This window comes from Burkholderia sp. Se-20373 (assembly GCF_017104705.1).
In the GTDB taxonomy this organism is placed as follows: Bacteria; Pseudomonadota; Gammaproteobacteria; order Burkholderiales; family Burkholderiaceae; genus Burkholderia.
The window spans coordinates 13,153-28,754 of the sequence record NZ_JAAGPH010000109.1 but is presented as its reverse complement, the minus strand read 5'-3'; the positions used below and the strand labels follow the sequence as shown (position 1 = coordinate 28,754).

General features: G+C 68.6%; 17 protein-coding genes. 3 read left to right on the top strand and 14 right to left on the bottom strand.

Features of this window, described 5'->3' with window-relative positions; genetic code table 11:
* The coding region (locus tag G3N96_RS27975; RefSeq protein WP_206139193.1) for a glycosyltransferase family 2 protein at positions 1–609 on the bottom strand (609 nt) is incomplete at its 3' end.
* A 224-nt stretch (positions 610–833) separates the two neighbouring features.
* Here G3N96_RS27975 and msbA point away from each other — a divergent pair.
* Entirely contained in the window at positions 834–2,585 is a 1,752-nt protein-coding gene (gene msbA, locus G3N96_RS27970) for a lipid A export permease/ATP-binding protein MsbA (RefSeq protein WP_241022853.1), read from the top strand.
* 106 nt (positions 2,586–2,691) lie between these two features.
* Positions 2,692–3,072, top strand: coding sequence for an RcnB family protein (locus G3N96_RS27965; protein ID WP_071334782.1), 381 nt, complete (start codon positions 2,692–2,694; stop codon positions 3,070–3,072).
* Positions 3,073–3,136: 64 nt separating this feature from the next.
* On the opposite strand, the gene G3N96_RS27960 is transcribed toward G3N96_RS27965, so the two are convergent.
* The 13 genes from G3N96_RS27960 to upp form a co-directional block, all read right to left on the bottom strand.
* Positions 3,137–3,703, bottom strand: coding sequence for an FUSC family protein (locus tag G3N96_RS27960; protein WP_206139196.1), 567 nt, complete (start codon positions 3,701–3,703; stop codon positions 3,137–3,139).
* Positions 3,704–3,744: 41 nt separating this feature from the next.
* Complete coding sequence (locus tag G3N96_RS27955; RefSeq protein ID WP_039370460.1) at positions 3,745–5,004, bottom strand: MFS transporter; 1,260 nt, start codon at positions 5,002–5,004, stop codon at positions 3,745–3,747.
* On the bottom strand, positions 5,001–5,966 hold the full coding sequence (locus G3N96_RS27950; RefSeq protein ID WP_124582695.1) for a PRC-barrel domain-containing protein: 966 nt from the start codon (positions 5,964–5,966) through the stop codon (positions 5,001–5,003). Before G3N96_RS27950 ends, G3N96_RS27955 begins: the two co-directional genes overlap by 4 nt.
* Positions 5,967–6,233: 267 nt before the next feature.
* Positions 6,234–6,569: a 50S ribosome-binding protein YggL gene (locus tag G3N96_RS27945; protein ID WP_039370464.1), complete on the bottom strand. Its 336-nt coding sequence runs from the start codon at positions 6,567–6,569 to the stop codon at positions 6,234–6,236.
* Positions 6,570–6,697: 128 nt separating this feature from the next.
* Entirely contained in the window at positions 6,698–8,167 is a 1,470-nt protein-coding gene (gene rng, locus G3N96_RS27940) for a ribonuclease G (RefSeq protein ID WP_069248507.1), read from the bottom strand.
* A gap of 7 nt (positions 8,168–8,174) precedes the next feature.
* Positions 8,175–8,807 carry a Maf family protein gene (locus G3N96_RS27935; RefSeq protein ID WP_124582697.1) on the bottom strand — a complete coding sequence of 211 codons (633 nt, stop codon included), beginning with the start codon at positions 8,805–8,807 and terminating at the stop codon, positions 8,175–8,177.
* A 51-nt stretch (positions 8,808–8,858) separates the two neighbouring features.
* The gene (gene rlmH / locus G3N96_RS27930) at positions 8,859–9,329 is read right to left on the bottom strand and encodes a 23S rRNA (pseudouridine(1915)-N(3))-methyltransferase RlmH (protein ID WP_069257225.1); all 471 of its coding nucleotides are present in this window, start codon (positions 9,327–9,329) and stop codon (positions 8,859–8,861) included.
* A 25-nt stretch (positions 9,330–9,354) separates the two neighbouring features.
* Positions 9,355–9,804 carry a ribosome silencing factor gene (rsfS, locus tag G3N96_RS27925; RefSeq protein ID WP_124582699.1) on the bottom strand — a complete coding sequence of 150 codons (450 nt, stop codon included), beginning with the start codon at positions 9,802–9,804 and terminating at the stop codon, positions 9,355–9,357.
* 4 nt (positions 9,805–9,808) lie between these two features.
* Positions 9,809–10,540, bottom strand: a complete 732-nt coding sequence (locus G3N96_RS27920; protein WP_206139195.1) for a nicotinate-nucleotide adenylyltransferase — start codon at positions 10,538–10,540, stop codon at positions 9,809–9,811.
* Positions 10,537–11,460: an oxygen-dependent coproporphyrinogen oxidase gene (hemF, locus tag G3N96_RS27915; protein ID WP_039370475.1), complete on the bottom strand. Its 924-nt coding sequence runs from the start codon at positions 11,458–11,460 to the stop codon at positions 10,537–10,539. Before hemF ends, G3N96_RS27920 begins: the two co-directional genes overlap by 4 nt.
* Before the next feature lie 118 nt (positions 11,461–11,578).
* Positions 11,579–12,856, bottom strand: a complete 1,278-nt coding sequence (purD, locus tag G3N96_RS27910) for a phosphoribosylamine--glycine ligase (RefSeq protein WP_206139192.1) — start codon at positions 12,854–12,856, stop codon at positions 11,579–11,581.
* A gap of 104 nt (positions 12,857–12,960) precedes the next feature.
* The gene (locus G3N96_RS27905) at positions 12,961–13,689 is read right to left on the bottom strand and encodes a YebC/PmpR family DNA-binding transcriptional regulator (RefSeq protein WP_124582704.1); all 729 of its coding nucleotides are present in this window, start codon (positions 13,687–13,689) and stop codon (positions 12,961–12,963) included.
* 217 nt (positions 13,690–13,906) lie between these two features.
* Entirely contained in the window at positions 13,907–14,557 is a 651-nt protein-coding gene (gene upp / locus G3N96_RS27900) for a uracil phosphoribosyltransferase (RefSeq protein WP_011352740.1), read from the bottom strand.
* Positions 14,558–14,787: 230 nt separating this feature from the next.
* Here upp and G3N96_RS27895 point away from each other — a divergent pair, with 230 nt between their 5' ends.
* On the top strand, positions 14,788–15,567 hold the full coding sequence (locus G3N96_RS27895) for an SDR family oxidoreductase (RefSeq protein WP_124582706.1): 780 nt from the start codon (positions 14,788–14,790) through the stop codon (positions 15,565–15,567).
* Positions 15,568–15,602 lie beyond the last annotated feature (35 nt).

Below are 15,602 nucleotides of genomic sequence, written 5' to 3'. Positions count from 1 at the left end.
GAGCGCCTTGCCGAAGCCGCCGCGCTGGCCGGCCGCGCGGCGCTGGCGCGCGCCGGCCGTCGAATACGCGTCGAGCTTGCGCACGACGGTTTCGAAATCCTCGTACGAGTAGTGCATCAGCTTGCCGGACAGCCGCAGCGCGGCGCCGTCGAACACGAGGCGCTCGTGCACGAGATCGTCCGAGAAGCGCGCGGCGCCGCGCCGGAACAGGCGCGGGATCCAGTCCGGATACCAGCCGCTGTGATGGATCCACCGGCCGCAGAAGCTCGACAGGCGGTCGACCGCATAGACCTGCGCGGCCGGCGCGCGGAGCGTGTCGCGGATCGACTGCGCGAGTTCCGGGGTGACGACTTCATCGGTATCGAGGGACAGGATCCAGTCGGTGTCGAGAGCATCGAGCGCGCGGTTCTTCTGCGGGCCGAAGCCCGGCCAGTCGCGCTCGACGATCACGCGCGCGCCGTGCGCCTGCGCGATCGCGACGGTATCGTCGGTGCTGCCGCCGTCGATGACGACGACGTCGTCGGCGAACGACAGCGCGGCCAGGCACTGGGCAAGCCGCGCGGACGCGTTGAGGGCGATGAGGGCGACGCCGAGGGAGGGTTCAGCCATGAAATCGTCGGAAAAGGCGGAGAAAACGGTGAGCGGCAGTATACCCGCGGCCCGGCCGCCGCCCGCATCGGCCATGACCGTGCCGGCCTGTGCGGTGCGGCTATAATGTTGAGCCCTTTTCGGCACCCGCCCGACAGGGCGAATTCCCGGGCGGCCACGTCCGGGCGCCGCTTCGCGGCTCAAGAAGGATTGCCTTGGAAACCCAGAACACTCTTCGCAAACCGATGGACGGCACGGGCACCTCGCCCGTGACGGTCCTCAAGCGCCTGTGGCCGTATATCCGGCCGCTGATCGGCATCGTGGTGCTCGCCGTGATGACGATGGGCGTCGTCGCGGCCACCGAGGCCGGGATCCCGGCGCTGCTCAAGCCGCTGCTCGACCACGGCTTCGGCTCGCACGGCAGCGACCGCGCGAAATGGTACGTGCCGATGGCCGTGATCGGGCTCGCGCTCGTGCGCGGCGTGTCGCAGTACGCGTCGAATTACCTGCTCAACTACGTGTCGAACCGCATCCTGCTGCAACTGCGGCTCGAGATGTTCCAGCGGATGCTGCACACGGGCGCGTCGTTCTTCCAGCGCGAGACGGCGAGCACGGTGATCAACGCGATCGTGTTCGAGGTCAACCAGATCCTGTCGGTGCTGACCGGCGTGATGGTCACGCTCGTGCGCGATTCGCTGACGGTGATCTTCCTGCTCGGCTACCTGTTCTACCTGAACTGGCGGCTCACGCTGATCGTCGCGGTGATCCTGCCGGGCATCGGCTGGCTCGTCAGCAAGATCAACCGCCGCCTGCGCCGCCTGAACCGCGAGCACCAGACGCTGACCAACGAGCTGTCGTACATCGTCGAGGAGACGGTCGGCGGCTACAAGGTCGTCAAGGTGCACAACGGTGAAGCGTACGAGATGGACCGCTTCACGCAGATGAGCAAGCGCCTGCGCGGCTACGCGATGCGCATGACGATCTCCGGCGGCCTCGCGCAGCCGCTCACACAGTTCCTCGCGTCGATCGCGCTCGCGGTCGTGATCACGATCGCGGTCGTGCAGTCGTCGAACGACCAGACGACGGTCGGCGGTTTCGTCGCGTTCGTCACGTCGATGCTGCTGGTGATCTCGCCGCTCAAGCACCTGATCGACGTCAACCAGCCGCTGCAGCGCGGGATGACGGCCGCCGAGCTGATCTTCGGGTTGATCGACGAACCGGCCGAGCCGCAGGGCGGCGGCCGGCCGCTCGCCCAGGCGCGCGGCGACATCGAGTTCCGCAACGTGACGTTCGACTACGGCGCGGCCGAGCGGCCGACGCTCGACCGCATCTCGTTCAAGGTCGCGCCCGGTGAAATGATCGCGCTCGCGGGCCCGTCGGGCAGCGGCAAGACGACGCTCGTGAACCTGCTGCCGCGCTTCTTCGACCCGACCGGCGGGGCGATCCTGGTCGACGGCGTGCCGGTGGCCGACTACGACCTCCACGCGTTGCGCGGCCAGATGGCGATGGTCAGCCAGGACGTCGTGCTGTTCAACGACACGATCGCCGCGAACGTCGCGTACGGGCAGACGCCCGACCGCGCGCGCGTGCAGGCCGCGCTCGAGGCCGCGAACCTCGCCGATGCGGTCGCCGCGATGCCCGACGGGCTCGACACGCTCGTCGGCGGCAACGGGATGCGGTTGTCAGGCGGCCAGCGTCAGCGGCTGGCGATCGCGCGTGCGATCTACAAGGACGCCCCGATCCTGATCCTCGACGAAGCGACGTCGGCGCTCGACTCGGAATCGGAGCGCCACGTGCAGGCCGCGCTCGAACGCTTGATGGAAGGCCGCACGACGCTCGTGATCGCGCACCGGCTGTCGACGATCGAGCGCGCGGACCGCATCCTCGTGCTCGAGGCAGGCAAGATCGTGGAGGAGGGCAGCCATGAGGAATTGCTGCGCCACGGCGGCCTCTACGCGCATCTGCACCGGATCCAGTACCAGCAGCAGGCGGCGTAACGCGCGGTCATATGCGCCGTCATGTGGCCCCGCGATACCGTGTGCTAGTCTTCATCGGGCAGTCCGAGTGGTTTCGTTCGACGTGACAACACGGAGGGAAGGCACGATGAAGAAAATGCACGGGATGATGCTGGCCGCGCTGATCGCGGCGGGTTTCGCCGCGCCGGCCGCGATGGCGCAGGACCACGACCACCACGACGACCAGGGCGGCCATGGCATGCAGCGCGGCCACGGCCCGAAACACATGCCGCCCGGCCAGATGCGCCATGAGGACGACGTGCCGCCGCGCTGGGCCGACCAGCCGCGCCGCGAATGGCACAAGGGCGACCGGCTTCCGCCCGAGTTCCGCGATCGCCAGTACGTGATCGACGACTGGCGCGGCTATCGCCTGAGCCCGCCGCCGCGCGGCTATCAATGGGTCGGCGTCGGCGGGGATCACCTGCTGGTGCAGATCGGTTCCGGCATCGTGCTGCGGATCGGCGACTGACCTGGCCGGCTGCCCGGCACGGATCGCGATGCCGCGATGCGCGCCGGGCAGCCGGATCAACGCGTCACTTCGCCGCCGCGTGGCGAAACCAGCGGCGCTCGATTTTCGACATCACCCAGCACACGCCCAGCGCACACACGGTACCGAGCGTCACCTCGCCGAGCCGCATCAGCGGAATGTCCCACAGCGGGCCGTTGCCCGGAAACAGCAGCACGATCGTCGCGGTCACGCCGCCGAGCCGTGCGGCGCTGCCGATGTTCAGGCACCAGCAGCAGACGATCACGACCGCGACGGTAATCGCATACGCGGCGAGGCGGTCGCCGCCGAGCGCCGCGCCGGCGAAGCCGAGCACGCCGCCGACCATCGCGCCGACGAACTGGTCGCGCGACAGCGACATCGTGTCCGAGTAGTTGTGCTGCGTCACGGCGATCGCGGTGATCGCCGCCCACACGGCCTGCTCGGTGTGCAGCGCGCGGCCGATCACGTACGCGAGGCATGCGCCGCACACGGCCTGCAGCGCCATCAGCCCGCCCTGGGCGAGCCGCTCGCTGAATGACAGCCCCTTGAACAGATCGAAGATCGACTGCTGGATCTGCTGGCGGGCTTCATTGAGTGTCCTGATCGTATCCATCATGCGTTGGCCAAGAAGCGGGTAACAGCGGCGCGCCGGTGTCAGCGCGCCTGTTCCGGCGATGCGGCGGCCGGTTCGTCGGCCGCCGCGTCACCGTTCGCGACGCGCGTTTCGGGCATCACGAGCCAGACCAGCAATACCGCGAGCGCACCGGCGCCCGCGAGCCCGAAGAAGCTCACGGCGTTGCCGAAGTGATCGGCGACGTAGCCGGCCGCGGCCGTGCTGAGCGTCGCGCCGATCCCGGCCGCGAGCCCGAAGAGCCCGATGCACAGGTTGTAGCGGCCCTTGCCGCCCGCGACGTCGGCCGCGATCAGCGGCAGCATCACGCCGAACACGGCCGCGCTGATGCCGTCGAGCATCTGCACCGGTACCAGCAGGTACGGGCTGCTCACGCCGGCGAACAGCAGCGCGCGCACCGGCAGCGCCGAGAAGCCGAGCAGCAGGATCGGCCGGCGCCCCCAGCGTTGCGCGGAGCGGCCGACCCACGGCGACAGCATCGCGACGATCGCCTGCGGCACGATGATGCACGCGGCGATCACGAGCTGCACGTTCTCGCCCATCCCGGCCGTGACTTCGCCGGCCGCGAGGTTCAGCATCGCCGCGTTCGACAGGTGGAACAGCACGACGCACGCCGCGAAGATCAGCATCCGGCGGTCGCGCAGCAGTTCGAGCAGCGTTTCGCGTTCGCCGGCTTCGTCGCGATCGTCGGGCTTCGACGACTGCGGGATCACCTCGTGGGTCGGCTGGATCATCGCGAGCGCGAACAGCGCGGGCAGCGCGAGCACGGCCGTCAACCAGAACACCGCGCGGGCGGAGAAGTATTCGCCGGTGAGCCCCATCAGGCCCGCCGCGACCGCGCTGCCGATCGACGCCCAGCGCGCGTTGCGGCCGAGCCGGTCGCCGAGGTCGGCGCGGCCGACGAGCGAGAACGAGATCGCGGCCATGGCCGGCACGAGCATGCAGCTCGCGAAGCCGTGGAACACCTCGGCGGCGATCACCGGCACGATCGTCGGGCTCGACGCGAGCAGCACCGCGGACAGGATGATGGCCGCGATCGCCCACGCGGCCGCGCCTTTCTTGTTCTTCAGCGCATCGACGGCCGCGCCGCCCGGCACCTGGCTGACCATCGCGCTGATCGTGCCGATCGACAGCACCATGCCGATCTCGCCCTGCGTCCACTTGTGCGACGCGAGGTAGGACGCGATGAACGGACCGAACCCTGTTTGAACGTTTGCAACGAAGAAGTTGAGCCAGTCGAGGGACCGGAGACTGCGTGCGCTGACGGAATGCTTGATCGTCATCGGGTCGCGCTCGCAGACGAGGCCGGTGCCGGGGCAACGGGCGGGAAAACCGCGACGATCGGCTTGTCGGCCGCGTAGGGCGGCGACGCCTTGATCTGTGCGTCGTTCAGGTCGAGCTGCGGATGGAGCGCCTTGTCGCGCGTGACGAAGCGCAGCGCGCCCCAGCTCGCGGCGATCGAACGGCGGTCGGTATTGACGAGGCCGCCGAGATCGAGCACGACCGCCTGCGGCTGCGATGCGCGGTCGATCAGCACGTCGACGATCCGGCCGATCTTCGTGCCGTTCGGGCGCTCCACGTCGCTGTCGAGCATCGGCAGCCGCGTCGCGGGCGAGGCGGCTGCCGAACCGGACAGCGGCACGGCCTTGGGCCGCGCGGCCGGCGGCAGGTCGCCCGACGGCACGTCGAGGACGATCGGCTCCTGTTTGCCACCGGGCGTGAAGCGGAACACGTTCCAGGGGAAGATGACCTTGCGGTCGCCCACGCCCATGAAGCCCTGCAGGTTCACGATCATCTCGCGCGGCTTGCCGCTCGCGTCGGTCACCATGTCGACCGCGCGGCCGATCACCTTGCCGTTGCGGCGCGCGACTTCGCTGTCGAGCAGCGCATGGATCTGGGTGCGGTCGAGCGGGCGCGTCGCGACGATCGGCGGCGGAGGCGGCGGGGGCGGTGTCGGCGATTCGGGGCGTTGCACGGGCTTCGGCCGCGTGGCTTCGCGGTGCGGCTTCTTCGGCGCTTCCGGTTCCTCCGGGTGCGTCGGTGCCGGCACGGGCGGCATCGTCAGCGGTTCGCCGGCGGTTTCCTCGACGGGCTCGACGAGCGCCTCGCTGATCGGCGCGGGCGGATTCTGCACCGGCAGCAGCCCGCAGCCGGACAGCAGCGCGGCGGCGGCGAGGATCAGGAAGACCGTCGAGGACGGCAACGACTTGCTGCGGGATGCGGGAAACGGAAGTCCGCCGCTCATTGACACTCACTCCATGGGTCGGGGGCGGCCCGAGGGCACGCGGCTGGCGATGGATGGCGGGTGCGGGCGGCGCACCACGCGAGGTGAGATTTTAACGTGTCTTGCTTTCAGGTCCGATTTCGAAGGCTGGCTGGAGGCGGACTGTCGGGAAAAGGAAGGGATCGCGGGGTGGTGCGACCGGGTGAAGGGGGGCATGCGAGGCGTGCCCACGGCATGCCTCGCGTGGGTCCGGCGCCCGCGCCGGACGAAGCAGGGGAAACCGGAAACTCAGGCTTCCGGGTACCACGCGTCGGTGAATTCGCTGACCTTGACGTCGGACAGTTCCGGCCGTGCGGCCAGCCAGCCGCGCACGAGCTCGCGGTCGGCGTCGGTCGTCGTGCCGCGCGGCGCGCCGGAAATCACGTAAGCGCCGATGCCTTCGTCCGCCGACGCGACGGTCAGCAGCCCGTTCGCTTCGACGAAGTCGATGAACGCATCGATCAGTTCGCCGCGCTCGAGGTCGGTCATTTCGTTGCGGTAATGCGCGGTGGCGTTGAACGCGAGTTCCTGGAATTCGCCGATGTGGAGTTTCTTGCGCTGGCGGCGGTTGTGGCCTTGGCTCATGGTGTGTGGTGAATGCGAAAAGGGTAGGGTGAAAGGGCGGCGGCGGGTGCCGGCGCGACATGCGCGGGCGGTCCCGGGCGCCGCATCGAAGCGCCGCGCGGCGATGCCGGCGGCGGATGGACGGAACGTTACATCAGCACGATATCGTACTGCTCCTGGCTCAGGTTCGACTCCACCTGCAGCGACACCGGCTTGCCGATGAAGTCGATCAGCATCGCGAGATGCTGCGACTCCTCGTCGAGGAACAGGTCGATCACCTGCTGCGCGGCGATCACGCGGAATTCGCGCGGGTTGAACTGCCGCGACTCGCGCAGGATCTCGCGCAGGATGTCGTAGCACACGGTGCGCGACGTCTTCACCTGGCCCTTGCCCTGGCAGGTCGGGCACGGTTCGCACAGCACGTGCGCGAGCGATTCGCGCGTGCGCTTGCGCGTCATCTCGACGAGCCCGAGCTGCGAGAACCCGTTGACCGTCACGCGCGTGCGGTCGCGCGACAGCGCTTTCTTCAACTCGGACAGCACCGCGTCGCGATGCTCGGCGTTCTCCATGTCGATGAAGTCGATGATGATGATCCCGCCGAGGTTGCGCAGCCGCAGCTGCCGCGCGATCGTGTGCGCGGCCTCGAGGTTGGTCTTGAAGATCGTGTCGTCGAAGTTGCGTGCGCCGACGTAGCCGCCGGTGTTCACGTCGATCGTCGTCATCGCCTCGGTCTGGTCGATCATCAGGTAACCGCCCGACTTCAGGTCGACGCGGCGCGACAGCGCGCGCTGGATCTCCGTCTCGATGTTGTACAGGTCGAACAGCGGACGCTCGCCCGTGTAGTGGTGCAGCTTCGGGCTCACGGCCGGCGTGAATTCGCCCGCGAATTCCGACAGGCGCTGGTACGTCTCGCGCGAATCGACCTGGATGCGCGTCGTGTCGTCGTTCGCGAAATCGCGCAGCACACGCTGCGCGAGATCGAGATCCTGGTACAGCAGGCTCGTCGCCGGCAGCCGCTGTGCCTGGGCGACGATCGTCGCCCATGTCTTGCGCAGGTACGTGACGTCGCCGGCGAGCTCGTCGGAGGTGGCATCCTCGGCGATCGTGCGCACGATGTAGCCGCCCTTCTCGTCCGGCGGGATCACGGCCGTCAGGCGCGCGCGCACGGCCTCGCGTTCGGCCTCGCTCTCGATCTTCTGCGAGATGCCGATATGCGGCTCCTGCGGCAGGTAGACGAGCGTGCGGCCCGCGATGCTGACCTGCGTCGACAGCCGCGCACCCTTCGTGCCGATCGGGTCCTTGATCACCTGGACCATCAGCGTCTGGCCTTCGAACACGATCTTCTCGATCGGCTGGTGCGGCGTGCCCGACTGCGGCTCGCCCGCGAGGCGCGGATGCCAGATGTCGGCGACGTGCAGGAACGCCGCGCGTTCGAGGCCGATGTCGATGAACGCCGACTGCATGCCGGGCAGCACGCGCACGACCTTGCCGAGATAGATGTTGCCGACCCGCCCGCGCGACAGCGTGCGCTCGACGTGAAGCTCCTGCACCGCGCCTTGCTGGACGAGTGCGACCCGCGTTTCCTGCGGCGTGAGGTTGATCAGGATTTCTTCGTTCATGGTGGGTTCAGAAGGCGACGCGCGCGGCACGCAGCAGCGCGGCAGTCTCAAAAAGGGGCAGACCCATGATACCTGAATGGGAACCGTCGATTCGCTCGATGAACTCGGCAGCGCGCCCCTGGATCGCGTACGCGCCGGCCTTGCCGAACGGCTCGCCCGATTCGACGTAGCGCGCGTACGCGTCGCGCGACGCGGCCGCGAAGCGCACCGACGAGCGCGACAGCGCGGGCGGCAGCAGTTCGCCGTCGGCATCGATCACGGCGACGGCGGTCAGCACCGCATGTTCGCGGCCGGCGAGGCGCATCAGCATAGCGAGCGCGTCGTCGGCGTCGGCCGGCTTGCCGAGGATGGCGCCGTCGATCGTGACGGTCGTATCGGCGACCAGCACCGGCGAGGCCGGCTTGCCGCTCGCGACGAGGCGCGCACGCGCTGCCTCGGCCTTGGCGATGGTCACGCGCCGCACGTACGCATCGGCGGCTTCGCCGGGCAGTTCGGCCTCGAGCGCCTCGGCATCCTCGTCGGGGCGCGGCAGCAGCAACTCGAAGCGTACGCCGATCTGCTGCAGCAGCTCCTGGCGGCGCGGGCTTTGCGAAGCGAGGTAAAGGGTCGGGAAAAGCGCGGGGGGCGTGCTGGACGGCATGGTGTCGTTATCTCGGTGTGCGCGCGTGGCGCGCGTCTCGAGGACGACACGTCATGCGCGGTGGTAGGGGTGATTCTGCGTGATGCTCCACGCCCGGTAAAGCTGTTCGGCGAGCAGCACGCGCACCATCCCGTGCGGCAGCGTCATGCTCGAGATGCGCAGCAGCGTGTCGGCACGCGCTTTCAGTTCGGGGTCGAGCCCGTCGGCGCCGCCGATCACGAACGCGACGTCGCGGCCGTCCTGCTGCCAGCCGGGCAGCGCCTGTGCGAGCTGCATCGTGGTCCAGTCGCGGCCGCGCTCGTCGAGCGCGACGACGCGCGCGCCCTTCGGCAGCGCGGCCTCGATCTTCTGCCGCTCGGCCGCCATCACGCTCTCGGCGCTGCGGCCGCCCGAACGCAGTTCGGGCTTGATCTCGCGCAACTCGATGCGCAGCTCGGGCGGCATCCGCTTCGTGTATTCGTCGAAGCCGGATGCGATCCAGCCCGGCATCTTGTGGCCGACCGCAAGGATGAAAAGCTTCATCGGAAGATGCTTGACGACTCGGGGCTCAACGGCGGCGGGCGGCCGTCTTGCGCGCCGGGCGGGCGGGCGCGGCTTCCTCTTCTTCTTCGTCGTCGCCTTCGCTGGCCTGGGCGAAGCCGTTGCCCTTGCCGCCGCCGAGCTTCATCCGCACGGGCTTGTCGCCCCAGATTTCCTCGAGGTTGTAGTACTGGCGCAGGGCCGGTTGCAGGATGTGTACGACCGCGTCGCCGCAGTCGACGAGCACCCATTCGCCGGTGTCTTCGCCTTCGGAGCTGACGATGTCGCCGCCGGCTTCCTTGACCTTGTCACGCACGCTCGACGCGAGCGCCTTGGTCTGGCGGTTGGAGGTGCCCGAAGCGACGACCACGCGGTCGAACAGTTCGGTCAGGTGGCTGGTGTTGAACACCTTGATGTCTTGCGCCTTGACGTCTTCGAGGGCGTCGACGATCACGCGCTGCAGTTTGCGAATATCCATGGATTCAGGAATGGTAGAGGCGATGTTGAAGAATATAGGCCCATACGGCGGCCGGCACATGCTCGGCCGACGCGTCGGGCATTTGCGCATGGCGTGCGATGCATTCGCGCAGGTGGGCGCGGATGTCGGTCGCGGCAATGTCGAACGAAAGGGTCGTATCGATCAGCAGGTGGCCTGCCGGCGTGGCCTTGAGCACGTCGGCGCCGGCCTGCCGCGCGGTGATTTCCTGCGCGACGTCCGGCGGCGCCGCGCCGAGGTCGAACCCCGGGCGCGTCGACACGCAGATGTGCGCGTAGTCGAACAGCGTGCGCCAGTCGCGCCACGTGTCGAGGCGTACGAGCTGGTCGGCGCCGATCAGCAGCGACAGCGATGCGCCTGGGCCGATCCGCTCGCGCCAGCGCGCGAGCGTCTCGACCGTGTAGGTCGGGCCGGCGTGCTCGATCTCGTCGGTGGCGACGGTCACGGTCACGCCCGGCACGGACAGCGAGCCGGCGGCCGCGCGCGTCATCGCGAGCCGATGCTCGGCGGCCGACACGTCGCGCTTCTGGTACGGCTGCCCGGCGGGCAGCAGCACGAGTTCGGTCAGGCCGAGCAGTTCGGCGAACCGGCGCGCGAGCGCGAGATGGCCGTCGTGAATCGGGTCGAAAGTGCCGCCCAGCAAGCCGATACGACGCGGCAGCGGGGCGGGGCGGGCGGTGGTGTCCAGAAACGCGTCCTTTGCTTGAGACAGGGTCAGACCCAGTCGCGCGGCACGATGAAGTCGCTGTACAGGCGCGCTTCCGGCGAACCCGGCTCGGGCTGCCAGTTGTAGCGCCAGTTCGCGACCGGCGGCATCGACATCAGGATCGACTCGGTCCGGCCGCCGCTTTGCAGGCCGAACAACGTGCCGCGATCGAACACGAGGTTGAATTCGACATAGCGGCCGCGGCGGTACGCCTGGAAGTCGCGCTCGCGCTCGCCGTACGGCAGCTCGGCGCGGCGCTCGACGATCGGCAGGTAGGCCTGGAGGAACGCGTCGCCGACGCTTTGCATCATGTCAAACGAGCGTTCGAAACCCGGCTCCGAGAAATCGTCGAAGAAGATCCCGCCGATGCCGCGCATTTCGTTGCGGTGCTTCAGGAAGAAATACTCGTCGCACCATTTCTTGAAGCGTGGGTAGAGCTCGACGCCGAACGGGTCGAGCGCATCCTTGCAGGTCTGGTGGAAATGCCGGGCGTCGTCCTCGAAACCGTAAACCGGTGTCAGATCCATGCCGCCGCCGAACCAGAACACGGGCTCCTCGCCCGGTTTCGTTGCGATCAGCATCCGCACGTTCATGTGGACGGTCGGGCAGTACGGATTGCGCGGGTGCAGCACCAGCGACACACCGAGCGCCTCGAAGCCGCGGCCCGCGAGCTGCGGGCGCGCCGCGCTCGCCGACGGCGGCAGCGCATCGCCCGCGACGTCGGAAAAGCCGATCCCCGCGCGTTCGAACACGCGGCCGCCTTCGAGAATCCGCGTGCAGCCGCCGCCGCGCAGGCGTTCGGCCGGCCCGCGCTGCCATGCGTCGGTCGCGAGCGGCGTACCGTCGAGCGCGCCGAGCGCGTCGGCGATGCGTGTCTGCAGGCCCTGGAGGTACGTGCGCACACGCGCTACGTCGTAGGTCGAATCGGTCATGTCTGGACTGAGTGCCCCTGCCCGAAGCAGGGGCCGTAAAAAAGGCTTCTGCCGGGCATTCTATCGAACCCCGGCAGAGGAGCCGCCGCCGCGCGCGGGCGGGGCGGCAATTGCAACGTCAGGCGCTCTTGCGGTTGAGCGCGCGGAAGCCGATGTCGCGGCGGTACTGCATGCCTTCGAAATTGATCTGGTTGATCGTCTCGTACGCATGCTGCTGTGCTTCGCGCACCGAATCGGCCAAGCCGACCACGCACAGCACGCGGCCGCCGGACGACGTCAGCTTGTCGCCGTCGAGCGTCGTGCCTGCATGGAACGTGACGGCCTGTTCGGTCTCGGCCGGGATCCCGTTGATGCGGTCACCCTTGCGCGGTGCGTCCGGATAGCCGTGCGCGGCCAGCACGACGCCCAGCGCGGTGCGGCGGTCCCAGTCGAGTTCGACCGTGTCGAGCGTGCCCGCGATCGCCTGCTCGACGACCTTCGAGAAATCGCTCTTCAGGCGCGCCATGATCGGCTGCGTTTCCGGGTCGCCCATCCGGCAGTTGAATTCGAGCGTGCGCGGATTGCCTTCCTTGTCGATCATCAGCCCCGCATACAGGAAGCCCGTGAAGCGGATGCCGTCCTTCTCCATCCCGCGCACGGTCGGCATGATGATCTCGCGCATCACGCGTGCGTGCATCTGCGGCGTGACGATCGGCGCGGGCGAATACGCGCCCATGCCGCCGGTGTTCGGGCCGCGATCCTCATCGAGCAGGCGCTTGTGGTCCTGGCTGGACGCCAGCGCCAGCGCGTGCTTGCCGTCGACCATCACGATGAAGCTCGCTTCCTCGCCATCGAGGAATTCCTCGATCACGACGCGCGCGCCGGCGTCGCCGAGCTTGTTGCCCGACAGCATCATGTCGACGGCTTCGTGCGCTTCTTCCAGCGTCATCGCGACGACGACACCCTTGCCGGCCGCGAGGCCGTCGGCCTTCACGACGATCGGCGCACCCTTCGCGTCGATGTACGCGTGCGCGGCGGCCACGTCGGAGAACGTTTCGTACTCGGCGGTCGGGATGCCGTGGCGCTTCATGAACGCCTTCGCGAAATCCTTCGAGCTCTCGAGCTGCGCGGCTTCGCGGGTCGGGCCGAAGACCTTCAGGCCGCGCGCGCGGAACAGGTTGACGATGCCGGCCGCGAGCGGCGCTTCCGGCCCGACGAGCGTGAACGCGACGCCTTCGCGTTCCGCGAAATCGGCGAGTTCGTCGAGCGCCGTGATGTCGACGTTCTTCAGACGCTCGTCCTGCGCCGTGCCGCCATTGCCGGGCGCGACGTAGACCATCTGGACGCGCGGCGACTGCGCGAGCTTCCACGCCAGCGCATGTTCGCGGCCGCCGGAACCGACGACGAGTAGTTTCATGGGATTCCCCGCAGACTAGAAAACAGGGCGGCCGACACGCTCAGGCGCGCCGGCCGCGGATTCGGTCGGGCCGCCGCCGCGACAGGAACACGGCGGCCGGCACCTCATTCCTCGACGATGACGGCGTTCGTATACACGTCCTGCACGTCGTCGAGGTTCTCGAGCGCGTCGAGGAGCTTCTGCATCTTCGCCGCGTCGTCGCCGGTGAATTCGACTTCGTTCTGCGGCTTCATCGTCACTTCGGCGAGCTCGGCCTTGAAGCCGCCGGCTTCGAGCGCGTCCTTCACCGCCGAGAATGCCTGCCAGTCGCACAGCACTTCGATCGAGCCGTCGTCGTTCGTGTTCACGTCGTTCGCGCCGGCTTCGAGCGCGGCTTCCATCAGCGCGTCTTCCGACGTGCCCGGTGCGAACAGGAACTGGCCGACGTGATCGAACATGAACGCGACCGAGCCGTCGGTGCCCATGTTGCCGCCGAACTTCGAGAACGCATGGCGGACTTCCGCGACCGTGCGGGTGCGGTTGTCGGTCAGCGTGTCGACGATGACCGCCGCGCCGCCGATGCCATAGCCTTCGTAGCGGATTTCCTCGTAGTTCGCGCCATCCGCGCCGCCGACGCCGCGATCGATCGCACGCTTGACGTTGTCCTTCGGCATGTTCGCGTCGGCCGCCTTGTCGACCGCCAGGCGCAGGCGCGGGTTCGAGTTGACGTCACCGCCGCCGAGGCGCGCCGCGACCTGGATTTCCTTGATCAGGCGGGTCCAGATCTTGCCGCGCTTCGCGTCGGCCGCTGCCTTCTTATGCTTGATGTTGGCCCATTTCGAATGACCAGCCATACCTTTCTCCGTGCCCGGGCGCACGGCGCGGGCGATTGTTTCAATGTGTCGTTGAATCGGCGGCCGTTTCGGCGGGCATGAAGCCGCGGGGCCGCGCGTGTCGAGTGGATCGAGATTTTATCACGCGGCGACCGCCGGATCGGGGCCGCCGCGCATGGCCGGACAGCCAGGCGGGCCGTCGCGAGCCGGGCCGCGCGCCGCGCGGCCGTACCGAGGCTCAGTTCTTGGTGCCGAACAGGCGGTCGCCCGCGTCGCCGAGGCCCGGCACGATGTACGCATGCTCGTTCAGGTGCGAATCGAGCGACGCGACGAACAGCTTCACGTCCGGGTGCGCGTCCTGGAACACCTGCACGCCTTCGGGAGCGGCGACCAGCGCGACGAACATGATGTTCGCGGCCGGCACGTTGCGGCGCTTCAGCACGTCGACCGCGTGCACGGCCGAGTAGCCGGTCGCGACCATCGGATCGCACAGGATGAAGATGCGGTCTTCCAGATCCGGCAGGCGCACCAGGTATTCGACCGGGCGGTGGTCGTCGGCGCGGTACACGCCGATGTGGCCGACGCGGGCGGACGGAACCAGGTCGAGCAGGCCGTCCGACATCCCGATGCCCGCGCGCAGCACCGGCACGATCGCCAGCTTCTTGCCCGCGATCACCGGCGCGTCGACCTCGACGAGCGGGGTTTCGACCCGCTTGGTCGTGATCGGCAGGTTGCGGGTGATCTCGTAGCCCATCAGCAGCGTGATTTCGCGCAGCAGCTCGCGGAACGTGCGCGTGGACGTGTCCTTGTCGCGCATGTGCGTGAGCTTGTGCTGGATCAGCGGGTGATCGGTGATGAAGAGATTCGGGAAACGGCTGTCCTGTTTCATGACGGGGGCGCCTTGGCGGCAAAAGAGGATCGGGGGCGGTGGCGGGCGCAAGCCGGCCGCGCGCTTATGCCCGCAATTTTACCAAGGCGCGCCGCATGATCCGGATAATATCGACGTCTCACGACAATCCGCGCGCCCGCGCCCGCCCGATTGCCCGCCTGACCCGTCCGGGGTCCGTGCGCCGGCGTGATCGGGCCGAGCCGGCGCGTGTCGCCACCAAGGAATCGACGATGGATCTCGGCATCGAAGGAAAGACCGCGCTGGTGTGCGCGGCCAGCAAGGGGCTCGGTCGCGGCTGCGCGGAAGCGCTGGCCGCCGAGGGCGTGAACCTCGTGATCGTCGCGCGCACGCGCGACACGCTGGAGGAAACCGCGGAGGAGATCCGCGCCGGCGCGAACGTGTCGGTGACCGCGGTCGCCTGCGACATCACGACGCCGGACGGGCGCGCGGCCGCGCTCGCCGCGTGCCCGCAGCCGGACATTCTCGTGACGAATGCCGGCGGCCCGCCGCCCGGCGACTTCCGCGACTTCTCGCACGACGACTGGATCCGCGCGCTCGAAGCGAACATGCTGACGCCGATCGAGCTGATCCGCGCGACCGTCGACGGGATGATCGCGCGCGGGTTCGGCCGGATCGTCAACATCACCAGCTCGGCCGTGAAGGCGCCGATCGACGTGCTCGCGCTGTCGAACGGCGCGCGCTCGGGGCTGACCGGCTTCGTCGCGGGGCTGTCGCGCAAGGTCGCGGGGCAGGGCGTGACGATCAACAACCTGCTGCCGGGCCTGTTCGACACCGACCGGATCGCGACCACGCTCGCCGCGTCGGCGAAGGCGCAGGGCGTGACGGTCGACGAGATGCGCGCGCGGCGCACGAAGGACATCCCGGCCGGCCGCCTCGGCACCCGTGCGGAATTTGGCGCGGCGTGTGCGTTCCTGTGCAGCGTGCACGCCGGCTACATCACCGGGCAGAACTGGCTGCTCGACGGCGGCTCGTATCCGGGCACGTTCTGACGCGCGCACCGCCTCTCACGACAACCACCTGAAAC

Excerpts from the sequence above, each read along its gene's own strand:
- msbA (WP_241022853.1), top strand. The coding sequence starts at position 834 with ATGGACGGCACGGGCACCTCGCCCGTGACGGTCCTCAAGCGCCTGTGG.
- G3N96_RS27965 (WP_071334782.1), top strand. The coding sequence starts at position 2,692 with ATGAAGAAAATGCACGGGATGATGCTGGCCGCGCTGATCGCGGCGGGT.
- G3N96_RS27960 (WP_206139196.1), bottom strand. The coding sequence starts at position 3,703 with ATGGATACGATCAGGACACTCAATGAAGCCCGCCAGCAGATCCAGCAG.
- G3N96_RS27955 (WP_039370460.1), bottom strand. The coding sequence starts at position 5,004 with ATGACGATCAAGCATTCCGTCAGCGCACGCAGTCTCCGGTCCCTCGAC.
- G3N96_RS27950 (WP_124582695.1), bottom strand. The coding sequence starts at position 5,966 with ATGAGCGGCGGACTTCCGTTTCCCGCATCCCGCAGCAAGTCGTTGCCG.
- G3N96_RS27945 (WP_039370464.1), bottom strand. The coding sequence starts at position 6,569 with ATGAGCCAAGGCCACAACCGCCGCCAGCGCAAGAAACTCCACATCGGC.
- rng (WP_069248507.1), bottom strand. The coding sequence starts at position 8,167 with ATGAACGAAGAAATCCTGATCAACCTCACGCCGCAGGAAACGCGGGTC.
- G3N96_RS27935 (WP_124582697.1), bottom strand. The coding sequence starts at position 8,807 with ATGCCGTCCAGCACGCCCCCCGCGCTTTTCCCGACCCTTTACCTCGCT.
- rlmH (WP_069257225.1), bottom strand. The coding sequence starts at position 9,329 with ATGAAGCTTTTCATCCTTGCGGTCGGCCACAAGATGCCGGGCTGGATC.
- rsfS (WP_124582699.1), bottom strand. The coding sequence starts at position 9,804 with ATGGATATTCGCAAACTGCAGCGCGTGATCGTCGACGCCCTCGAAGAC.
- hemF (WP_039370475.1), bottom strand. The coding sequence starts at position 11,460 with ATGACCGATTCGACCTACGACGTAGCGCGTGTGCGCACGTACCTCCAG.
- purD (WP_206139192.1), bottom strand. The coding sequence starts at position 12,856 with ATGAAACTACTCGTCGTCGGTTCCGGCGGCCGCGAACATGCGCTGGCG.
- G3N96_RS27905 (WP_124582704.1), bottom strand. The coding sequence starts at position 13,689 with ATGGCTGGTCATTCGAAATGGGCCAACATCAAGCATAAGAAGGCAGCG.
- upp (WP_011352740.1), bottom strand. The coding sequence starts at position 14,557 with ATGAAACAGGACAGCCGTTTCCCGAATCTCTTCATCACCGATCACCCG.
- G3N96_RS27895 (WP_124582706.1), top strand. The coding sequence starts at position 14,788 with ATGGATCTCGGCATCGAAGGAAAGACCGCGCTGGTGTGCGCGGCCAGC.